The organism is Burkholderia sp. KCJ3K979, assembly GCF_016759955.1.
Taxonomy (GTDB): Bacteria; Pseudomonadota; Gammaproteobacteria; order Burkholderiales; family Burkholderiaceae; genus Burkholderia; species Burkholderia orbicola.
This window is the reverse complement of sequence record NZ_JACFYV010000115.1, coordinates 1-20395: the sequence shown is the minus strand read 5'-3', so window position 1 is coordinate 20395 and position 20395 is coordinate 1. Positions and strand designations below refer to the sequence as shown.

11 protein-coding genes and 2 pseudogenes are annotated in these 20395 nt (G+C 61.5%); 11 read left to right on the top strand and 2 right to left on the bottom strand.

The annotated features are described in order from the left end of the window. Positions 1–970, top strand: a pseudogene (locus H3O04_RS22270) (PDDEXK nuclease domain-containing protein); the annotation flags it as partial. Positions 971–1051: 81 nt separating this feature from the next. Here the strand turns inward: H3O04_RS22270 and H3O04_RS22265 are convergent. After that, a pseudogene (locus H3O04_RS22265) lies at positions 1052–2087 on the bottom strand (IS481 family transposase). Between the two features lie 349 nt (positions 2088–2436). Between H3O04_RS22265 and tssF the strand changes: the two are divergent. The 10 genes from tssF to H3O04_RS22215 all read left to right on the top strand — a co-directional run bounded on the left by tssF (position 2437) and on the right by H3O04_RS22215 (position 19076). Further along, a complete protein-coding gene (tssF, locus tag H3O04_RS22260) occupies positions 2437–4317 on the top strand; it encodes a type VI secretion system baseplate subunit TssF (RefSeq protein WP_202588461.1) in 1881 nt (626 codons plus the stop codon). A 147-nt stretch (positions 4318–4464) separates the two neighbouring features. Then, complete coding sequence (locus H3O04_RS22255; protein WP_202588460.1) at positions 4465–7464, top strand: type VI secretion system Vgr family protein; 3000 nt, start codon at positions 4465–4467, stop codon at positions 7462–7464. Beyond that, entirely contained in the window at positions 7464–8333 is an 870-nt protein-coding gene (locus tag H3O04_RS22250; protein WP_062911768.1) for an ankyrin repeat domain-containing protein, read from the top strand. Before H3O04_RS22255 ends, H3O04_RS22250 begins: the two co-directional genes overlap by 1 nt. Before the next feature lie 43 nt (positions 8334–8376). After that, on the top strand, positions 8377–8820 hold the full coding sequence (locus H3O04_RS22245) for a hypothetical protein (protein ID WP_202588459.1): 444 nt from the start codon (positions 8377–8379) through the stop codon (positions 8818–8820). Positions 8821–8885: 65 nt separating this feature from the next. Further along, positions 8886–9344: a DUF1795 domain-containing protein gene (locus tag H3O04_RS22240; protein ID WP_006482386.1), complete on the top strand. Its 459-nt coding sequence runs from the start codon at positions 8886–8888 to the stop codon at positions 9342–9344. Between the two features lie 21 nt (positions 9345–9365). Beyond that, positions 9366–13628 (top strand): RHS repeat-associated core domain-containing protein, encoded by a 4263-nt coding sequence (locus H3O04_RS22235; RefSeq protein ID WP_202588458.1) that lies wholly within the window; start codon positions 9366–9368, stop codon positions 13626–13628. Positions 13629–13640: 12 nt separating this feature from the next. Continuing rightward, positions 13641–14066: an NTF2 fold immunity protein gene (locus H3O04_RS22230; protein WP_202588457.1), complete on the top strand. Its 426-nt coding sequence runs from the start codon at positions 13641–13643 to the stop codon at positions 14064–14066. A gap of 234 nt (positions 14067–14300) precedes the next feature. Beyond that, on the top strand, positions 14301–14861 hold the full coding sequence (locus H3O04_RS22225; RefSeq protein WP_334031758.1) for an imm11 family protein: 561 nt from the start codon (positions 14301–14303) through the stop codon (positions 14859–14861). A gap of 2080 nt (positions 14862–16941) precedes the next feature. After that, on the top strand, positions 16942–17619 hold the full coding sequence (locus tag H3O04_RS22220; protein WP_011545700.1) for a heavy metal response regulator transcription factor: 678 nt from the start codon (positions 16942–16944) through the stop codon (positions 17617–17619). Further along, on the top strand, positions 17616–19076 hold the full coding sequence (locus H3O04_RS22215) for a heavy metal sensor histidine kinase (protein WP_011545699.1): 1461 nt from the start codon (positions 17616–17618) through the stop codon (positions 19074–19076). Before H3O04_RS22220 ends, H3O04_RS22215 begins: the two co-directional genes overlap by 4 nt. Here the strand turns inward: H3O04_RS22215 and H3O04_RS22210 are convergent. After that, positions 19054–20395: efflux transporter outer membrane subunit (locus tag H3O04_RS22210; RefSeq protein ID WP_202588455.1), on the bottom strand; the 1342-nt coding region annotated here is incomplete at its 5' end. The genes H3O04_RS22215 and H3O04_RS22210 overlap by 23 nt on opposite strands.

Below are 20395 nucleotides of genomic sequence, written 5' to 3'. Positions count from 1 at the left end.
GCTTATGGCGAAGCGGTGATCCGCCGTTTGGGCGCCGATCTGTCAGAGCGATTCGGTCGCGGCTTCGGATGGCGCAATCTCGCACAGATGCGGGCCTGACGTGGCCTGCGGACCGGATTGTGCAGACACTGTCTGCACAATCCACGCCCGCCCGGATTGTCCCGACAGCGTCTGCAAAATCAACCAAGGCGGCGGTAAAGGCGCCGCCGGGCGTGACGTTTGAGCTGAATGCTATCGCTCAGGCTTTTCCGTTGCCCTGGTCCGCCTACGTTCGCCTCCTCGCGGTGAAAGCGCAAGCTGCTCGCGACTTTTACGAGGCAGAAGCGCTGCGTGAGGGCTGGTCTGTGCGGCAGCTTGACCGTCAGATCGGCAGTCAGCTCTATGAGCGGCTGGTGCTGTCACGCAACAAGGCGTCCTTGCTGGGAAAGGCGGCTGTAGCGCAACCCCGCGATCTTCTATCGCCTGAGGAAGCGATCCGCGATCCGTTTGTCCTCGAATTTCTTGACATGAAGGACGAATATTCGGAGTCGGATCTCGAAGCGGCTTTGATCCAGCACTTGGCAGATTTCCTCCTCGAGCTCGGCGATGACTTTGCGTTCATAGGTCGGCAGCGGCGTCTAAGGATTGATGACACCTGGTTTCGCGTCGACCTCGTGTTTTTTCACCGGCGCTTGCGATGCCTGCTCATTATCGATCTGAAGGTCGGCCGCTTCAGCTATGCGGACGCGGGGCAGATGCATCTATATCTCAACTACGCGCGTGAACATTGGATGAAGCCCGGCGAAAACCCCCGGTTGGCTTGATTCTGTGTGCTGAAAAAGGCGCGGCCGAGGCGCATTATGCACTCGACAACTTACCGAATAAGATACTCGCAGCGGAGTATCAGACGGTCGTCCCGGATGAGGCCACGTTCGCGCGAGAATTGGAGCGTACCAGGATCGAACTGGAGCGCCGGGGCCGTAAGGCGTGACTTCCCGTCCGAAGTTCCGAGGTGCTTAAACACGCGCGGATGGGCGAATACGATAAAAGTGTGCGATTCACGGACATCGTTTCACTTCTTGGTGCGCCTTTTTCGTTCCGTGGTGGAGCTCGAGGCTCCGTTAGGAGACGCGAGCTCCACCACGCGCCGGTGATGTTCGGCGAGGGTCTTGTCGACGCGCCATTCACGGTGGCGAATTCGTTCTTTCGTTTCGTCGTAGGCACTTTCCACCTCCTCCGCGAGAGGCGTAATTTCGCTTAACTCCGCGATACGATCGATGGGCGTTTTGCCGCCAAGTGAGCCGTGCGGGCGCCGCCAGTTATAGTCGAACTGCCACTCCTCAATTTCGTTGGTCGATCGCATCCCCGGTCGGTGGATGATCCGACCAGAATTCGTTGAGGTCGGTGAGCTGTGAACGCTCGACCTTGCCGTTGAGGTGTGGCGAACGGGGCGGAATCGGTCGGAATTTGATGCACTCGCTCATCAAGCGCCGCTGCACTGACTCGGCGAAGAACTCACCGCCTCGGTCGGTCTGGATACGCTGAATCGGGAACGGCATCTCCTCAATGACGCGATCAAGAAAAAGCAGCGTATTTCGGGCATTCCTGCGTGGGTAGATCGCCAGTACCCGGAATCGCGAACAGTCGTCGATCGCCGTGTACTGGTACGCACCTCGAGCGATTTTCATCGTGTCCATCTGGACGCGGTCTCCAGGCACCGGCCGGCTATAGCGTTTCGGCTGCGTCGGTCGCCTGGATCGAACCAACGGTTTTACACCCGCCTCGCTCAAGATCTTGTGAATGGTCGCGAGGGATAGCTCTCGTTGCTCGTGCAGTCGCAGTTCATTCTGGATCCGCCGTGCGCCTTTGCGCTCAGCACGTAATCGGAGGACCGTCGCCCGATCAGCCTCGGAGACCTTCCGGTTTGGGCTGCGCAGTGGACGACGGCTTTGAGACTGGAGACCTGCTTCGCCAGCTTCCTGATAGCGACGTAGCCATTTGCGAAGTGTCGGCCGAGATATGCCACACCGTGCGCACACGAGGCCGGCATTGCCGGTCTCGTGATACATGCGCACCCAACGTAATCGCGCGGCGGTCTCTCGGTCCATCGCTTCATTTTAGTTGAAACGATGTCTATGAATCACACACGTTAAACGTTCTCGACGAACGAACGTGCTCTGCTACGATGCCGGGAAGTTTCGGGAGCGTGCTCTAAGCCTTTGCTCGCTTGGCGATGGGAACCGAACCTCCCGAAGCCCAGAGGGCTGTCACGAGGGCCATAGTGGCGGCCCTCGTTTTACGGCATGCCTCATCGTCTGCGTATTTCAAACGCTATGATTGATTCGCTCGCGACTCGATAAATTCGAGATAAGCGTGCGCGACGCCCGGTTAGAATCGCTGCGTCTACCCATGAGCACGGTACCGATTGACAGATCGGCGTGACCATCTGAAACGCGTATGGCCATCGAACCCGAGGATCTTCTACCGCATTTTGAGCGTGAGTTGGGTCTGCTGCGCCGCTCGACGCGCACATTCGCCGAGCTTTACCCCAAAATCGCGGCTCGTCTTGCGATGTCCGGTGAGCACTCGGATGACCCACACGTCGAACGGCTGCTGCAATCGTTCGCGTTGATGTGCGCTCGCCACGACATACGACTTGAAGATGAGGTGCCGGAGTTTACGCACGCGTTGATTGACACGATTCACGGAGCGTTCCTACGGCCATTTCCATCTTGTGCGATGGCCCAATTCCGCGTGGATCGAGACAGCAAGCAGACCGAGCCGCGGATTGTTCCACGCGGCACGCAACTGGTGGCGCCGAATAGCCGCCTGGTGTTCCGCACCGCCGCCGACGTCACGTTGGTGCCGTTGACTGTCTCCGGTGTCCGTTACGCGACGTCGACCGTCGCGCCGATGCAAACCGCACTGCCGGCCGACACCACGGGGATTTTGTCTTTCACCCTTGACCTTACGGCACCGTCAGCCCAGTTCGCTATCGCTCCAGATATGCTGCGGCTACATTTGGCGGGGGAGAGGGAGGTGGTGGCTGCGCTCGCCGACGGCGTGCTGATGCACGCCACACGGGCCTTCGTTGAATTCGACGGCAACGGCCGCTGGCGTCGGGTGGACATGCCGCTGGCGGCCGCAGGTTTCGACGATGCCGACGCGCTGCTTGCGCCACCGCGTGACAATGCGATTGCTCCGTTTCATCTCCTGATGGAGTACGGCGCGTTTCCCGCTCGATTTGACAACCTCGACCTGAATTTGGCGCGGTTGAAACGGTTGGCGGTTGGCGCGCGCCGGATCACGTTGCATTTGGCCCTTGCAGGCGTCCACCCTGACTCACGTCGCGCCCAACGACTGATTGCAGCGTCGGCCGACAATCTCCGGCTGTTTTGCACACCAGTAGTCAACTTGTTCTCGAGCAATGCGGAGCCAATCGAAACGAAGGCTGGGCAAGCGTACTATGCGCTGAAACCGTTTTCGTTGAAGACCGCAGCCACGAGCGAGATCTGGTCAGTTGATCAGGTCCGTATCACGACCGTCCAGGGTGCCGCGCTTCTGCCGCCCTTCGAATCCTTGCAGCACGCGCTTGGCGCAGCGCCAGGCCCATATTGGATCGTTTTGCGGGACGAAGCCCGGCGCGCGCCGAAGCCGCCTTCCGAGCCCGGCAAGCCGGGACAGGAAGCGCTGCGTGGACAAGCAACTGGAGCGCGCGCAGACGGATTGCGTGGCTTGGAACTCGCGCTTGTGAACGCTCGCGGCGAGCCCGTTGATCCGGCCGCGCAGCGCCAGCTCGACATCGTGCTGTCTTGCACAAATGGCAACCTGGCGGACATGCGCGAGCGCCAGTTGGCCGTGCGCGATGGGGACTCGGGTGACCAGATCGAGTTATTGGCTCAGCCCAGTGCAAGTCCCGCGCCGATTCTTCGCCGCGGCGACCTGTGGGAATTGCTGTCGTGGCTGGTTCCGCAGGCAGCGCGGCTGAACGCCGAAGGCCTCAATGAGTTCAAGCGCTTGTGCACCCGCTTCGGCATGTCCGCGCCCGACGCCGGCCAGCGATTCGACGCGCTCGTGTCGCTCTCGACTGAACGGGTGCGGCGCTGGATGCCGGGCAAGCCGGCTTCAGCGTTCGTCCAAGGATTGGAGGTCCGGCTCGTGATCGACGAGCAGCGTTTCGTCCAATTCAGTCTCGCCGGACTGGGGCGCGTGATGGATCGACTATTTTCCCCGTACGTTCCAGTCACCAGCTTCGTGCAAATCGTATTGGTCTCGGCAGAGACCGGTGCGGTACTGCGACGCGGTGAACCCCGCGCCGGTTCCCAACCGCTTATTTGATTAGCGGGTGGAAAAGGTATCGGCAGGGAAATTGCAAAGGAATTTCAGGTATCTTTCGCTGGCAAACGTTTTGTCCTACAGTAGCGGGGCCTCAAGCTGGTGAGTCAATTGGGGACAGAACCTGAGACGAAAATAAAGGGAATTCAAATGAGTTTCGCCCCGAATGGCGGTATTCCGGCCGGTTCCGGCGGAAATCTGTTGGGCTCGCTGAGCGCGCTTGGCGGCCTTGCCGGGCCGGTCGCATCCACGGTGGCAGGACAGATTGGCCCGCTCGCCGGCGTCGCAAGTCATATCGACACCGTGCAACGCGCGGTTCAGCTGGCGCAGACCGGTTTTTCGCTGATGAACAAAACGCCGGCCGCAATTGCGGACGCGCTCAACAATGCGGCTGGCGGCGTTGCTCGACTGACTCAGCTAAATCGATACGTGACCATCGACTCGCCGCTCGGTCCGGACGTGCTGCTGGTCAGCACCGCGGTCATCGATGAACATGTCAATCGGTTGCCAGAGATTCACCTCGATTTGCTGTCACACCAGCATGACCTGGTGCCCGATCAGCTGATCGGGCAACCGATCAAGATTCGATTCGACCAGAGCGCGCGGCAGTCCACGCTTGAGCGCATCGTCTCATCAGGCGGGGCCGACAGCATCCGTTACTTCGACGGCTACGTCACGTCGTTCGACCGGGCGGGTAACCCGGGCAAGGTGACGCAATATCAAATGACGGTGGCGCCGTGGTTCTGGTTTTTGACGCGCTCGACCGACTGCCGGATTTTCCAAAACAAGACCGCTCAGGACATCCTCACCGAGATTTTCCAGGATCACGGGTTCACCGATTTCGAATTCGACATCCGGACCGCGCAGAAGCCGCTCGAATACATCGTGATGTACCAGGAGTCCTATTACAACTTCTGTGCGCGTCTGATGGAGCAGGAAGGCCTGATCTGGACGCACCGCTACGAGAAGGAAAAGCACTTCCTTGTCATCGGCGATACGAATTTCGTTTTCCGCCCGATCGACGGGTTGGCCAGTTTGCCGTATGCCGCCACCGCAGCGAGTGAAGACAACGGTATTGACCAGTTGCATGAAGGCCGGCGTTTCGGCGTGGGAAAGATCGCTTTTCGCGACTTCAATCACCAGAACCCGTCGTCGCCGCTGATGCTGGCGCAGGCCGAGCCGGAGAATCTCCGGCATGCGGGGCTTGAGACAACGGAGCGTTTCGAACACCAGTCGTTGTTCGACCACGGCGATGACGGCGACCGTTATGCACGCATCGCGATGCAAGCAGAAGAAGCGAGCGCGCATCGGTATACGGGCAGCGGCTATGCGTGGCGGATGACCGCTGCAGGCAGTGTGACCGTGACCAACCATCCAGTCATGGTCAACAATCAGGAATACGCAGTCCTGCACGTTCGTCATGAGGCTGTGAACGATTACACGGAACACAACGCGAAACTGCCGTACCGCAATACATTTTCCCTGCTCCCGAAGAAGTTTCCGTATCGTTCACCCAGGCATACACCAAAGCCCGTCATTCACGGCACTCAGTCGGCAATCGTGGTCGGCCCAAAGGGCGAAGAAATTCACACGAACGGCAGTGCCGTGAAGGTGCACTTCCTGTGGGATCGCCGCGGCAAGTTGGACGGATCGGATTCGATGTGGATCCGCGTGTCCCAACCTTGGGCGGGCGACGGGTGGGGGGCGGCCGCCATCCCACGGATCAATCAGGAGGTCTTGGTCGCGTTTAATCAAGGGGACCCCGACAATCCGGTCATCGTGGGCCGCGTCTACAACGGCGAGCAAGGCAATCCTTATCACGGGGCTGCCGGGCAGACAATGGGGATCAAGAGCCAGACGCACAAGGGCGCCGGTTCGAACGAACTGCGGTTCTCCGACGTGAACGGCGCGCAAGAGGTCTATCTGCACGCGCAGAAGGACATGAACACGGTCATCAAGGATTCGGAAACGCACACGGTCGAAGCCGGCGGGCGCACGGTGTCGCTGCTCAAGGGCAGCGAGACGAAGCAGATCGCGCAGGGCGGATTGAAGGAAACCATCGCGCTGACGCGCGACACCACGGCGAACGTGATCAATACGAAGGCCATCGCAAGCAAGGCCGGGCCTGGCATGCAAAGCCATCAGGCGAGCGACGGCATCGAGCATCGTGTCGGCGATGGCGTCGTGACGATGACGCCGGACAGCATCAAGCTGACCTTCGGTCCGTCAACGATCGTCATCAACGCGAACGGCATTTATCTCGACGGGCCGGTCATCCATTTGAATCGCGGTAGTGCGCAATCCGCGGAACAGGCGCTCGCGCTCGAGTGGGCGGCAGAGCAGGCGACGATCGCGAAGGGATTGGCGAGCCCCGATCCGGCGACGCGCGCCGCGGCGGCCAAGCTGGCGAGCTCGCTGAAGGCGCAGCAACTGGCGAAACTCGCGGATCACGTGTATCACCCGAACGATCCGCCGCCGACCGGGTGGAAGATGGCGACCAACGATCCGGAAGCGTTGAAGGCTTTCGGGCTCAAGCCGAGCGACTTCGAGAAAAGCGGTAGCAACTTCGGGTCGCAGATGTATATCCCGGATCCGAATGTCTTCGGCGACAGCATGAAGCCGACGGTCGCGTTCAAGGGAACCCAGCAACTCTTCGGCGAAGACATGAGCAACAACATGGCGCAAGGGCTCGGCGCCGATGCGCCGTATTACCGCAATGCGGTCACGATCGGCAAGAATATCGAGACCACGGGCGCGTCGGCCGGCGTCGATTTCACCGGGCATTCGCTCGGCGGCGGGCTGGCGTCCGCTGCAGCCGAGGCTAGCGGAGGCTCGGCGGTGACCTTCAATGCTGCCGGCCTCAATCCGGAGACCGTCGCACAATACGGCGGGACCGCCCAGCCGGCCAACATCACGGCCTACCGCGTCGACGGCGATATCCTGACCGGCCTGCAGGAAGGCCGACTCGGGCCGATCAGCGACGGTACGGCGGCGCTGATGCCCAAGGCTGTTGGTAGCCCCGTCACGCTCGATGGTGAGAGCGTGACCACGGTCGGCCGTCACCTGATGGGTGACGTGACGAACGGGATCAACCAGCAGGTCGCGAAGGATCAACTCGACCTGGTCTCCCAACTGAATTCATCTCACTGATGCGATACAAAAAAGCGATAACCGCCGGCGCGATTGCCGCACTCGTTGGAGTGTCCTCGCCGCTCTGGTGGCCCACTCAAGCCCAAGGGACGAACATGACTGGCTTCAAGCGTTACGCACCGGAAGATTTCTTTTCGGGGCAGCAACTCACGTTGGCTCAGGCCATTCATGACGGCGATCTCACTCGCGTTCAGCAGCTTGCGCCTAAGACCGATCTGAATGCGCCGGGCGCGAAGAATACGACGCTGCTGTCGTATGCAGTGCAGGAAATCGTCCCGGTCAAGAACGACGCGTCCAATCCGCGCTACCAGATCATTTCGGTGCTCGTGAAGAACGGCGCAGATCCCAAGGCGCCGGTCGGTGCCAGCGGCGGATCGGTAGTCGACGTCGCATTGCGGGCCGATACGCCCAACCTCCTGCGCGTGTTGTTGAACAGCGGGCTCGATCCCAACTGGCAATACAACGGCGACACGCCGATGATTTTTGCAGTTGCAGAGAACCGGCTGCTGCCCCAGCTCAAGCTGCTCGTTGAGCACAAGGCGAACGTGAATGCTCGTGATTCGCTCGGAAAGACGGCACTCTTCGAGGCGACGATGATTCAGCAGTGGGACGTCGTCGACTACCTCCTCTCGCACGGCGCGGATCCGAAGATTGCCAGCCAGCTCGGCGTGTCGTACGGGTGGGTGCTGCAGAACGAGTTGAAGAACCATACGACCACGGATTCGCCGGCGCGTGCGCGCATCGATGAGATTCGTCGCAAGATCGTCACGGCCGGCGCGCCGTGGCCGCCGCTCGATCCGAAGGCGCAACGTGCAGCGATGCGCGCGCGCGGCGAGAAGGTCGTGACGCCGGCCGGCCAGACGGATTGAACGCACGCGTGACGGTGGAAGCGCCGTGCAATGGATTCGGGAAATGATGAACGTTTTTGATTCGACGCCGCGTATCAGGCGGGAGACGGTCCTCGGCGTATCCGGGGGGCTGTACCTCCTCTCGCTGACGATGCCGGCGATGCATTTCGAAAAGGAAGCGTCGCTCAACGGGCTGTCGGTTCTCGCCCAGGGTTGGTTGGGACTGTTCATGCTCAATCCAGCATGGCTGGCCAATCCGCTCTACGTGGCTGCGGCCGTCCAGCTCGCCCGGAACCGATGTACGCGTGCGAGCCAGTTTTCGGCAGCTGCGCTCGCGTGTGCGCTCTGTTCACTGTTCACGACGAAGTGGTACTTCAATGAAGCAGATGCGACGCCGATATCCGGCTACGGCGTTGCGATTTACGCGTGGCTCGTCGCACATGTCGTATTGCTCGCGGGCAGCATGCGCTTGCGCCGGGAAAGCGCCGTCGCGCTGCAAGGAAAATGAGTGGTGGCGCGAGTGGGCGCTGATTTCCACTCATTCCAACAACTACACATCACGAGAGAACCAGCATGACGGATTCCGAAAACCGTATCCGGATTCACGAAGGCAGCATCGTTCTGCCGAACGGTTTCGAGGATCGCACAACCAACCTGTTCGTGCCGGCCGATACGGCCGCGCAGCCGAACCTGAGTGTCGCACGCGACTGGCTCAAGGACGGAGAGACCCTTGCGCCGTATATCGATCGTCAGATCGCGCTGCTCAAATCGCGGTTGCAAGGACACCGGGTGCTTTCGCGTCAGGCTGAACGGCTTGGACCGGAAACTGATGGAATGCCGGGGGAGCGCATCGACGCTGCCTATCGGAACGGCCCGAAGACCGTTTTTCAACGGCAAGGCGCATTCATTGTTGCCCCGGGACGCGTGCTGATCTTTACCGCGTCGAGCGCGAAGAGCTTCGGCGAAACGCTCGACGCATTGTGGCGCAACTGGCTCGACGGCTACCGTCCGGCAGAACAAGAGTCGGCATAACAACAGCAAAGGACAATCATCGTGTACGAAGCCGCACGAGTCACTGACCCGATCGATCACACCAGCGCGCTCGCGGGCTTTCTGGTCGGCGCCGTGCTGGGCATTGCCCTGATCGCCGCAGTCGCCTTCGCTACATTCACATGCGGATTCGGCGTCGCCTTGCTGGCCGGCATGATGGCCGGTATCGGCGCGCAGGCTCTCCTATCAATAGGAGAGTCGATCGGCAAGATGTTCAGCTCGCAATCCGGCAACATCATTACAGGTTCGCCGGACGTCTACGTCAACTCCCTCTCGGCGGCCTATGCGACGTTGAGCGGCGTGGCATGCAGCAAGCACAATCCCATTCCGCTTGTCGCGCAAGGATCGACGAACATCTTCATCAACGGGCGGCCCGCGGCGCGGAAGGACGACAAGATCACCTGCGGCGCGACGATCGGCGACGGTTCTCACGACACGTTCTTTCACGGCGGCACGCAGACATACCTACCGGTTGATGACGAAGTGCCGCCTTGGTTACGGACCGCGACCGACTGGGCGTTTGCGCTGGCGGGACTGGTCGGGGGGCTTGGCGGACTCTTGAAGGCAGCTGGGGGCCTGTCGCGCGCGGTTCTACCGTGCGCCGCAAAGTACATCGGCGGGTTTGTTCTTGGAGAAGCCTTTGGGCGCTACGTCGCCGGCCCTGCGATCAACAAGGCGATAGGCGGGATGTTTGGTAACCCGGTCGATGTGACGACCGGCCGGAAGATCCTGCAGGCGGAATCGGAAACCGACTTCGTGATCCCGAGCCCGATGCCGGTTTCGGTCGAACGATTTTATTCAAGCAGTATTGACTATGCGGGAACGCTCGGCCGCGGGTGGGTGCTGCCGTGGGAGCGCCGTCTGCATGCTCGTGATGGCCGCCTCTGGTTGACTGACACACAAGGACGCGAGAGCGGGTTTCCGCTGCTGAGGGCTGGGCAAGCTGCGTTCAGCGAAGCCGAGCAGCAATATCTGACCTGTACGCCGGATGGACGTTACATCCTGCATGACATTGGCGAGACGTATTACGACTTCGGCCGATACGATCCGGACTCCGGCCGTATCGCATGGGTGCGCCGCATCGAGGATCAGGCTGGGCAGTGGTGCCAGTTCGAGCGCGACAGCCGCGGCCGCGTCACCGAGATTCTGACGTGCGGCGGATTGAATGCCGTGCTCGATTACGAGCAGGAACACGGACGGCTTAGCGGGGTCACGCTCGTTCATGGCAATGAGCGCCGGCTGGCCGTCGCTTACGGATACGATGAGAACGGCCAGCTGGCGTCGGTGACGGACGCAAATGGGGCGGTCGTGCGCCAGTTCGCATATACCAACGGCCTGATGGCGAGTCATGTGAACGCACTGGGTTTCACGTCGAGGTACGTGTGGTCGACGATAGAAGGCAAGCCGCGGGTAGTCGCGACACGCACCAGCGAAGGCGAGGACGCGACGCTCGAATACGACATCGAAGGCCGTCAAACCCGCGTTCGATACGCCGATGGCCGCACCGCGCACTGGCGCTTCGACGCACAGTTTCAGATTGTCGAGTACACCGACTTCGACGGCGGACTCTACCGGATCAAATACAACGACGCTGGCATGCCGGTGATGCTGATGCTGCCGGGTGAGCGCACGGTCGAGTTCGAGTATGACGATGCAGGCCGGATCGTCGCCGAGACCGATCCGCTGGGCCGTACGACTCGCACTCGCTATGACGGCAACAGCATGCGGCCCGTGGAGGTTGTCGGGGCTGACGGCGGCGCCTGGCGCGCGGAATACGATCCGCAGGGCCGGCTGCTGTTGAGTCAGGATCCGCTTGGTCGGGAAAATCGCTACGAATATCCCAAAGGGCTGACCGCGCTGCCGATCGCGCACGTCGACGCGCGTGGCGGCCGTTCGACGCTGGAGTGGAACGGCCTCGGCGAGCTGGTCCGCTACACGGACTGTTCCGGCAAAACGACGCGGACGATTTTCGATGCGTTCGGCCTGCCGCTCGCGCGCGAGAATGCACTGGGGCAACGCATCTCGTATGATCTGCGCGCCACCGGGGAGCCGCGCCAGATTAGGTATCCAGACGGAAGCGCGGAGACATTTGAGCACGATGCGGCAGGATTGATCGTCAGGCACGTCGACCGTGGCGGACACGTCCAGCAATTGCTGCGGAATACTCGAGGGCAGCTAATCGAGACGATCGATCCCGCCGGAAGGCGGCTTTGCTATCGCTACGATGCACAAGGACGGCTTCGCGAGCTCCGACAGGGCCACGCCCATTACACATTCACGTATAGCGCAGGCGGTCGCCTGTTGACCGAGACACGTCCGGATGGCGTGCAGCGGCGGTTTGCGTATGGGGAAGCTGGTGAATTGTTGGCTGTAGACTTTGTTGGGGCGCCGGACGGCGGTTCGGCGCAAGATCGTCCGATTCGAACCATCCGATTGGAACGTGACCGGATGGGAAATGTGAAGGTGCAATATTCGCCGACCGAAGTCACGCGCTTCGAGTACAACAAGGGCGACCAGTTAGTGAGGGTAGAGCGGACGCCGACGTCAGCCGGCATAGCACTTGGGATCTCGCCGGACGTTGTGGACTTCGAATACGACAAGGCCGGTCGACTGGTTGCCGAGCATGGGGCGAATGGCAGGGTCGAATATGCGCTCGATGCACTCGATAACGTGATGGCGCTCGAGTTGCCTCACAACCAGACGCTGCAGATGTTGCGTTACGGCTCTGGGCACGTGCACCAGATCCGCTGCGGCGATCAGGTGGTGAGCGACTTCGAGCGTGACGACTTGCATCGCGAGATCACGCGTACACAGGGGCGGCTGACTCAACGCTCCGCCTATGATCCGCTCAGTCGTAAGGTCTGGCAGTCGTCTGGCCTCCAACCTGAAGCGTTGGGACGCGGGCGCGGTCAGTTGTGGCGAAACTACGGATACGATGCCGCCGGCGAGTTGATCGAGATGAGCGACAGCCTACGCGGCGACACGCAGTACAACTACGATCCGGCTGGGCAACTGACTCGCCGCGCAAACACCATGGACCGGCAGCTGGAGGAATTTGCTTGGGACGCCGCTGGAAATCTGCTCGACGAAGCGCAGCGGCGAAGTCGTGGGTACGTCGAGGGCAATCGCCTGCGCATGTGGCAGGACCTGCGCTTTGAATACGACGCGTTCGGCAATCTGGCGGCAAAGTTTCGCGGGGCGAACCGGACGCAGCGCTTCACGTATGACGGGCAGGACCGGCTGATTCTCGTCCGAACGCAGGACGTGCGTGGCGTCGTCGAAACTCATTTTGCCTACGATCCGCTCGGTCGGCGCATCGCGAAAACCGATACCACTTTCGATGTGCGCGGCGCGAAGCAACGGTCCGAGACGAAACGGTTTGTTTGGGAGGGGGCGCGATTGGCTCAGGAAGTCCGCGAGACTGGTGTGAGCAGCTATGTGTACAGTCCAGACGCACCTTACTCGCCAGTGGCGCGCGTCGACGCGGTACTTGCAGAGGCGTTGGCTGCAGCGGCAATCGACACGGCCAAGCGTGCCGCGCGGATCTACTACTTCCATACCGATCTCGTGGGGGCGCCGCTCGAAGTGACCGACGAGGCGGGGGAGCTAGCGTGGGCCGGCCAATATGCGGCTTGGGGTAAGGTCGAACCAGGCGGCCGGCAAGTGACGGCCGCGCGCACCGATCAGCCGTTGCGCTATGCTGGGCAATATGCCGACGACAGCACTGGCCTCCACTACAACACGTTTCGATACTATGATCCGGACGTAGGGCGGTTCATCAACCAAGATCCGATCGGCTTGTTGGGCGGTGACAATCTGTACGCGTATGCGCCTAATCCAACCGGATGGATTGATCCGTGGGGATGGTGTGTTACACCTGCTGTTTCGCGTGGGGCCGCCGGTCAGCCACTTCGTGCAACCGCGACGATCACGGCTGCGGACCTCGGCACCGGAACCGCAACGAATGCGTCGTCTCGAGCGTGGGCGAGATTATTGGGGTATCCGACTGACGATGCGGGCCACATTCTAGGAAAACTTCTCGGCGGGAGTGGTGGAAAGGACGGTGTCTTCCCTCAGTTGCCAGGCATCAACCGTGGTTTGTTCAGGGATTTCGAGGGACGGGTCGCAGCTTATGTGAAGAGGGCTGGCTCGGCTGATGTGGACATCCAATTCGTCTACGGTAACGGTGGCACTCGGCCTACGCAGATAATCTATGACGTATTCCAGAATGGGCAGAAGATTATGGGTAGTATCTTCAATAATTAAAGGTTTAAGATGATGGATGATAATGTTGAGCAAGCACGAGCGGCATTGCGATCATTTATGTTGGAGATGAATCAATGGGAAAGGAATTTTTACGAGAAAAAGCATAGTGCTCTGAAAAGTGGTGGCGATGTTTCTGGTATTGATGACCGTGCACGGAAAGCTCTTTCTGCCATTTTAGAGAAATGGGCGTTCCAAGAAAAAACAAACCAAGGTCGTTTGATTGACTTGGGTTGTTCGGATCCGCCCACATACGATCCTGAAACTGATGTTGAAGATAGCGTCGAATCTACAGGCGGAGAGGTGGTTTTCACCATTCGCCAGACATTGGGAATGTTGACGATATCCCGATTCACTATGAAGGAAAAGGCGGGTAAATGGATGGTGAAGAAAAAAGAGTTTCTTAATTTTAACGACAAATGGCAGCGTTCAGTTCTCTAACAACGTCGTTCGCTCCGTTTTTCTGATTGGGCGTTGTCAAGCCGGACGGAATGGGGCACCCTTTGGTTCCGTGCAGAAAGGTAAATAGTATCGGTCTGGATGTCGTGGGTTCTGAGAGTAACACGCCGACATTTTTTCTTGAGCCGTGTGAGGCCGGGATGCACGAGGAGTTGCACCGCGCCATAATAGCTGATGGATTCTCGGTATTTATGGAATTTGGATGTGGGGCGGTGCGTGAGTAACGTTTACGGTTTGAGGCAGGATGAAGCATTTCAGCCTCTCGTTCAAGTCGATGATGACGGTGAAATCGCGTATGACAAGAGCGTAGCTATACGAGCAACCGCTCTATGCGGGCAAGGGTTTGGTCAAGATTATGACCCCGTTACGCTTACGTGGGGCACTTCGCGCAGAAAAAAGACTAGCGACGTTCATACGATGCTATCTCCGTTTCTCGTGTTTAGTGAGAGGGTGCTGGATGTATTGGCGCCGGTACTTCGTGACAGCGGGGAGATATTGCAGGTCGAGGCCCCGATAAAAGACATGTTCGGATTTCATGTAACCCGGGTGATAGAGAATGCTGTCGATATGGATGCATCCAAATTCAAAGTCTATCCTCAGGCGACGGTTTTTAATAAAATATTTCTTCTGAAAAGTCGTGTCGAAGGGGTTGACATATTTCGCCTAAAAGAAAGCCCTGCTGCAGTATTTGTATCCGAGCGTTTTAGAGAGCTTGTGGAGCAAAATAAATTGAAAGGGTTCGATTTTGGGGAGGTTATTTCTCAATCTGAAAAATAGGATTTCGCAACTCTCGGCGACTGGTCAGAGCATGGCGCGGGTGGCCGCGATTTCACGAGAGTAACTTGTGAGAATCATACGTCGGAGGTGGTCGACTTCTGGGCCTCTCTGCGCGGGTAAGCCGACGAAAGGAATTTTGCGGAGCAGCAACGTTGTCACTCGATCAGTTGAAGCGAATGCGAGAGGCACTTCATCCATACGGACTGAAGTTGCTGGAATCGGAATGGAAAGGTTGGCACGCCCAGTATCGATTTCGATGTCGCAAGGGACACGAATCGAGCCGATGCGGCTCCTATCTGTTCTATACGATGGTCCAGTGTCCGGCATGTCGCGTCGACGAGGTACTTCGTCAGATCCATCAACTTGCGCGCCAGGCCGGCGGGCGCTGTCTTTCGGAGCAGTACGCGGGCCGAGGATTACCACTCCAGTTTGTATGTAAGGCAGGGCACGTTTTCGAGAAGACTGCCGAGAATCTGCGAAAAGGCTCTTGGTGCGTGCTCTGCGCGAGGGCGCAACATTCGAGGCGCATGGCCGATCCAGATGGGATGACGCGCATGCGAGCCGCTGCAAAAGCGAGAGGTGGCAAGTGTTTGTCGACCGGCTACACGAAACTGACAGAGCGCTATCGTTTCCGGTGTGCTGTTGGACACGAATGGGAGACTTCCGGTACCGAGATCGTGCGGGGTGCATGGTGTCGCATTTGCTCGGACCAAGTGAAGGTGCACGCATATCGTCACAAGGACGGCCTCGCAAGGTTACGTGAACGAGCGAAGAGTCATGGTGGGGTTTGTCTCTCGAAGGTCTACGAGGGCAGCAAAGCCTACTACAGGTTCCGGTGTGGTGCTGATCACGAGTGGGAAACACAAGGCGCGAGAATCTTTCGTGGTGCTTGGTGCCCGGAGTGTCAGCGGGACTCGATGCGCTTTGGGATCGAGCGCATGCGCCAGCGAGCGACGCAGCTGGGCGGTCGGTGCTTGTCCGAAACATACCGAAACGCGGCGACGCCCCTGAAATGGGAGTGCGAACACGGGCATCGCTGGGAGGCTGCTCCTGGGGCAGTTGTTCGGGGGCACTGGTGCCCAGTGTGTAGCCGCGACGCGTCCAGGCTTGGGCTTGATCTGATGAAAGACATTGCGCTCGAGCGTGGTGGGAAGTGCGTCTCAGCGACTTATGTGAATAGCGCAACCAGACTTGAGTGGGAATGCGCCCGAGGCCATCGATGGCTCGCCACGCCGAATACGATTCGACGTGGCCACTGGTGTGCTCGGTGTTATTTCATCAGTATCACGACAACCGAAAGGACTCGCCGCAAGCGGCGACATGAAGCGGTCGGGAGGTGAGCTTTTCAACCGGATGCACGACGCGCCGGCGCGTTTCAGCTCAGTGAGATTGTCGTTGACGGACAATGACGCGATAGGATACCGGAGCGCCGCGGATAGCGAGCAGCCGGTCCGGTTGCTCAGCGAAATGAGTGGGTAACGTATATCTGAGTCGCCGGTCGAGCACATCTGCATCTTAAATGCGTCCCTTTTTTGCGCTGCTTGAAGGTTCATGCTGGGCGTGCCAAGTGCGGACTTTGAGTCACCATGTCGCGCGTATAATTGGGCGCCCGGACAAAAGTGCGCGCTTTCCCCAGCCAACGGAAGCGCGGTGCTCGGTCGGAAGAGTGAGGATTGGCGGGAATATTAGGTGCGTTCTTTTTTGTCCGTTGAGAGCGGCCTCATGGCCGGGGTGTGCTGGCGAACCTCGGCCAAAAATGCCAGTCATGCACTCTAGCGGGCTTCGGGTTGCTCCGCGGGAATGCTGTGGCCGCAGCCCTCACTCCTTCGTCGTGTTGGCCGATGGCAATTTCCGACGCATGAAAGGCCGCATGGCGATTGCGCAGCCGGCGGCTCGTCAGGACTGCCCGCACAGGTCGGACGGGACGGGAATCCGCCGCGCGGCTCCGCAGCCGCACGCCAGGCTGACCGGCTGATTACGGTTTTGTCATCCATGCCGTTCGCGCTTGCACGCAGCGATGCCGCGTCGCCGTTTCCGGGTAACATCGCCGGATGTCCCCACGAATGCGACGGAGCCGGCCATGCGCATCCTGATAGTCGAAGACGAACCGAAGACGGGCGCGTACCTGAAGAAGGGGCTCGAGGAATCGGGTTTCAGCGTCGATCTCGCGAAGGACGGCGGCGAAGGGCTGACGCTCGCGCAGGAAGAGCGTTACGACGTGATCGTGCTCGACGTGATGCTGCCCGTGCTCGACGGCTGGGCCGTGCTCAAGCGGCTGCGCGACACGCACACGACGCCGGTGCTGTTCCTGACCGCGCGCGACGACGTGCAGGACCGCGTGCACGGCCTCGAACTCGGCGCCGACGACTACCTCGTGAAGCCGTTCGCGTTCGTCGAGCTGCTCGCTCGCATCCGCACGCTCGCGCGTCGCGGGCCGCCGCGCGAGACCGAACATCTGGCGGTCGGCGATCTGGAAATCGACGTGGTGCGCCGCCGCGTGAAGCGCGGCGCCACGCGGATCGACCTGACGCCGCGCGAATTCTCGCTGCTGCAACTGCTCGCGCGCCGGCAGGGCGAGGTGCTGAGCCGCACGCAGATCGCGTCGTACGTATGGGACATGAATTTCGACAGCGACACCAACGTCGTCGAGGTCGCGATCCGGCGCCTGCGCGCGAAGATCGACGACGCGTTTCCCGTCAAGCTGATCCATACCGTGCGCGGCGTCGGCTACGTGCTCGAACCGAAGGACGACGCATGACGCGCCCGCGCTCGCTCGCCGCGACGCTCGCGCTCGCGTTCGCCGCGACCACGCTGGCCGCGTTCGCGCTCGTCGGCGCGTATGTGTATGCGGGCCTCGAGCGGCAGGTGAACACGCAGGACGATCTCGACATCGTGCTGGCCGCGCGCCACACGCGCCGGCTCGCGGGCGAGCTCGAGTCGCTCGACGCGGCGCGTGCGCACGCCGAGCGACTGACGAGCCAGGTGCTGGGCAACGAGGCGCTGTCGATGGCCGTCGTCGATGCGGGAGGCGACGTGCTCGCGCGCCACAACGTCCGGCTCGCCGCGCTCGACGAGGCGCCGGCGGCCGCGTCGACTCCGTTGGCCGACGCGCAACTGTTCGCGCCGCACGCGGTGCCGGTTCCCGCAAACGACCGGATCACGGCCGACCGGCTCGTCACGTGGACCGCCGACGGCGGCACGCCGATGCGCGGCGTCGTGATCGAGGCCGCGCTCGGCGACCGCACGCCGATCCGCATCGCGATCGCGCGCAACATGCGCGACCGCGCCGATCTGCTCGACGGCTACCGCGACCGGCTCAAGCTCGCCGGCGGGCTCGGCGCGCTGTTCGCGCTGCTGCTCGGCTACTGGCTGATCCGCAAGGCGCTTGCGCCGCTGCGCGAGATCGTCGACGACACCGGCCGGATCACGGTCGACAAGCTCGACACGCGGCTCGACGCGTCGCGTGCGCCGCCCGAGCTGCGCGCGCTCGTCGATGCGCAGAACGCGATGCTCGGCCGCCTGCAGCAGGCGTTCGCGCATCTGTCGCAATTCAGCGCCGATCTCGCGCACGACCTGCGCACGCCGCTGAACAACATGCGCGGCGCCACCGAAGTCGCGCTCGCGCGGCCGCGTTCGGTCGACGAGTACCAGACGCTGCTCGAATCGAATCTCGAGGAATACGACCGTCTCGCGCGGATGATCGAGAACGTGCTGTTTCTCGCGCGCGCCGAGCATCCGAGTTTCGTCACGCGGCGGCGCGCGTTCGACGTGCGCGAAGAACTCGAGCGCATCGCGGAGTATTTCGAAGGGCTCGCCGACGAAGCGGGCTCGACGTTGCGCGTCGACGGGCACGGGCAGCTGACCGCCGACGTCGAGCTGTTTCGTCGCGCCGTCGGCAACCTGCTCGCGAACGCGCTGCGTTACACGCCGGCCGGCGGCGTCATCACGCTCGCCGTCGACGAAACGCCGGATGCGGTACGCGTCGTCGTCGAGAATCCGGGCGAGCCGATCGATCCTGCATTGCTGCCGCGGATCTTCGACCGCTTCGTGCGCGGCGATCCCGCGCGCAGCGGCGGTGTACCGGGCGGCACGGCCGGGCTCGGCCTCGCGATCGTGCGCTCGGTGATGGAACTGCACGGCGGCACCGCGCAGGTCGAAAGCGACGCGCGCGGCACGCGTTTCGTGCTCACGTTCAACCGGCCGCCTGTTGCTTGACGGCGGCGGGTTGGGGCCGCGCGGTTGCCGCGGCGTCCTTCTTGCCGGTGTTCGATTCCGCGTCTGCCCCGGCGCTCGCGCTCGCCTGCCAGCCGCCGCCCAACGCCTTCAGCAGCGCGACTTCGGCCTCGATCCGGCGCGCGTCGATCTGATCGGCGGTGCGCCGGTTCGTCAGCGCGATCGTCTGCGCGGTCACCACGTCCAGATAGCTGACGGCGCCGGCGTTGAAGCGATTCGTCGTCAGCCGCAGTGACAGGTCGGCCGCGTCGGTCGCGCGCTGCTGGCTGCCGGCTTCGGACGCGAGTGCATCGAGCGCGGACAACTGATCCTCGACCTGCTGGAACGCGACGAGCACGGTTTGCCGGTAATCGGCGACCGCGCCGTCGTATTGCGCATGCGCGCCGCGCAGCGACGCGCTGCGGCGGCCGCCGTCGAACAGCGTGCCGGCGAGTTGCGGGCCGAGCGACCAGAACAGGCTCGGCGCGGCGAGCCACGGCGCGAAGAACGAACTTTCGAGGCCGGCGCTCGCCGACAGCACGAGATCCGGGAAGAACGCGGCGCGCGCTTCGCCGATCTGCGCGTTCGCGGCCGCCACGCGACGCTCGGCCGCCGCGATGTCGGGTCGGCGCTCCAGCAGTTGCGACGGCACGCCGGCCGGAATGGCCGGCACGTGGAACGCCTGCACGCGCGGCGGCAGCGCGAACGTCGATGCGCTCTCGCCGACGAGCGTCGCGATCGCGTGCTGCAACTGCGCACGCGACGCATCGATGTCGGTGTCCTGCGTGCGCGTCGATTCGAGCTGGGTCTCGGCTTGCGCCACCGCCGACGCGTCGATCGCACCGGCGGCGAGTTGCTGCTCGAGCAGCGTCAGTGCGTCGGCGTACGCGCGTACCGAGTCGTCGAGCAACTGCTTCTGCGTGTCGAGCGAGCGCAGCGCGAAATAGTCGGTCGCGAGTTCGGCCGTGACCGACAGCTTCACGGCCTGCAGGTCGGCCGCGCTCGCGGCGGCGTTCGCCTGGGCGCCCGTTACCGCGTCGCGCACGCGGCCGAACAGGTCGGGCTCCCAGCTCGCGGCCACGCCCGCCTGGTAGTCGGGCGTCGTCTTGCCGGCGAGCGACGAACCGAGCCGGTTCTGCGACACGCGCGCCCGGCTCTGCGCGGCGCCTGCCGTGATCGTCGGCAGGAACCCGGCGTGCTGATAGTCGACCATCGCGCGGGCCTGTTGCAGGTCGGCGACGGCTTTCTTCACCGTCTGGTTCGACACGTCGACGCGCGCTTCGAGCGCGTTCAGATCGGCGTCGCCGAACACGGTCCACCAT

Bases quoted from the DNA above. Each gene is read 5' to 3' on its own strand.
- H3O04_RS22250 (WP_062911768.1), top strand. From the start codon at position 7,464: ATGCGATACAAAAAAGCGATAACCGCCGGCGCGATTGCCGCACTCGTT.
- H3O04_RS22255 (WP_202588460.1), top strand. From the start codon at position 4,465: ATGAGTTTCGCCCCGAATGGCGGTATTCCGGCCGGTTCCGGCGGAAAT.
- tssF (WP_202588461.1), top strand. From the start codon at position 2,437: ATGGCCATCGAACCCGAGGATCTTCTACCGCATTTTGAGCGTGAGTTG.
- H3O04_RS22230 (WP_202588457.1), top strand. From the start codon at position 13,641: ATGGATGATAATGTTGAGCAAGCACGAGCGGCATTGCGATCATTTATG.
- H3O04_RS22220 (WP_011545700.1), top strand. From the start codon at position 16,942: ATGCGCATCCTGATAGTCGAAGACGAACCGAAGACGGGCGCGTACCTG.
- H3O04_RS22245 (WP_202588459.1), top strand. From the start codon at position 8,377: ATGATGAACGTTTTTGATTCGACGCCGCGTATCAGGCGGGAGACGGTC.
- H3O04_RS22215 (WP_011545699.1), top strand. From the start codon at position 17,616: ATGACGCGCCCGCGCTCGCTCGCCGCGACGCTCGCGCTCGCGTTCGCC.
- H3O04_RS22240 (WP_006482386.1), top strand. From the start codon at position 8,886: ATGACGGATTCCGAAAACCGTATCCGGATTCACGAAGGCAGCATCGTT.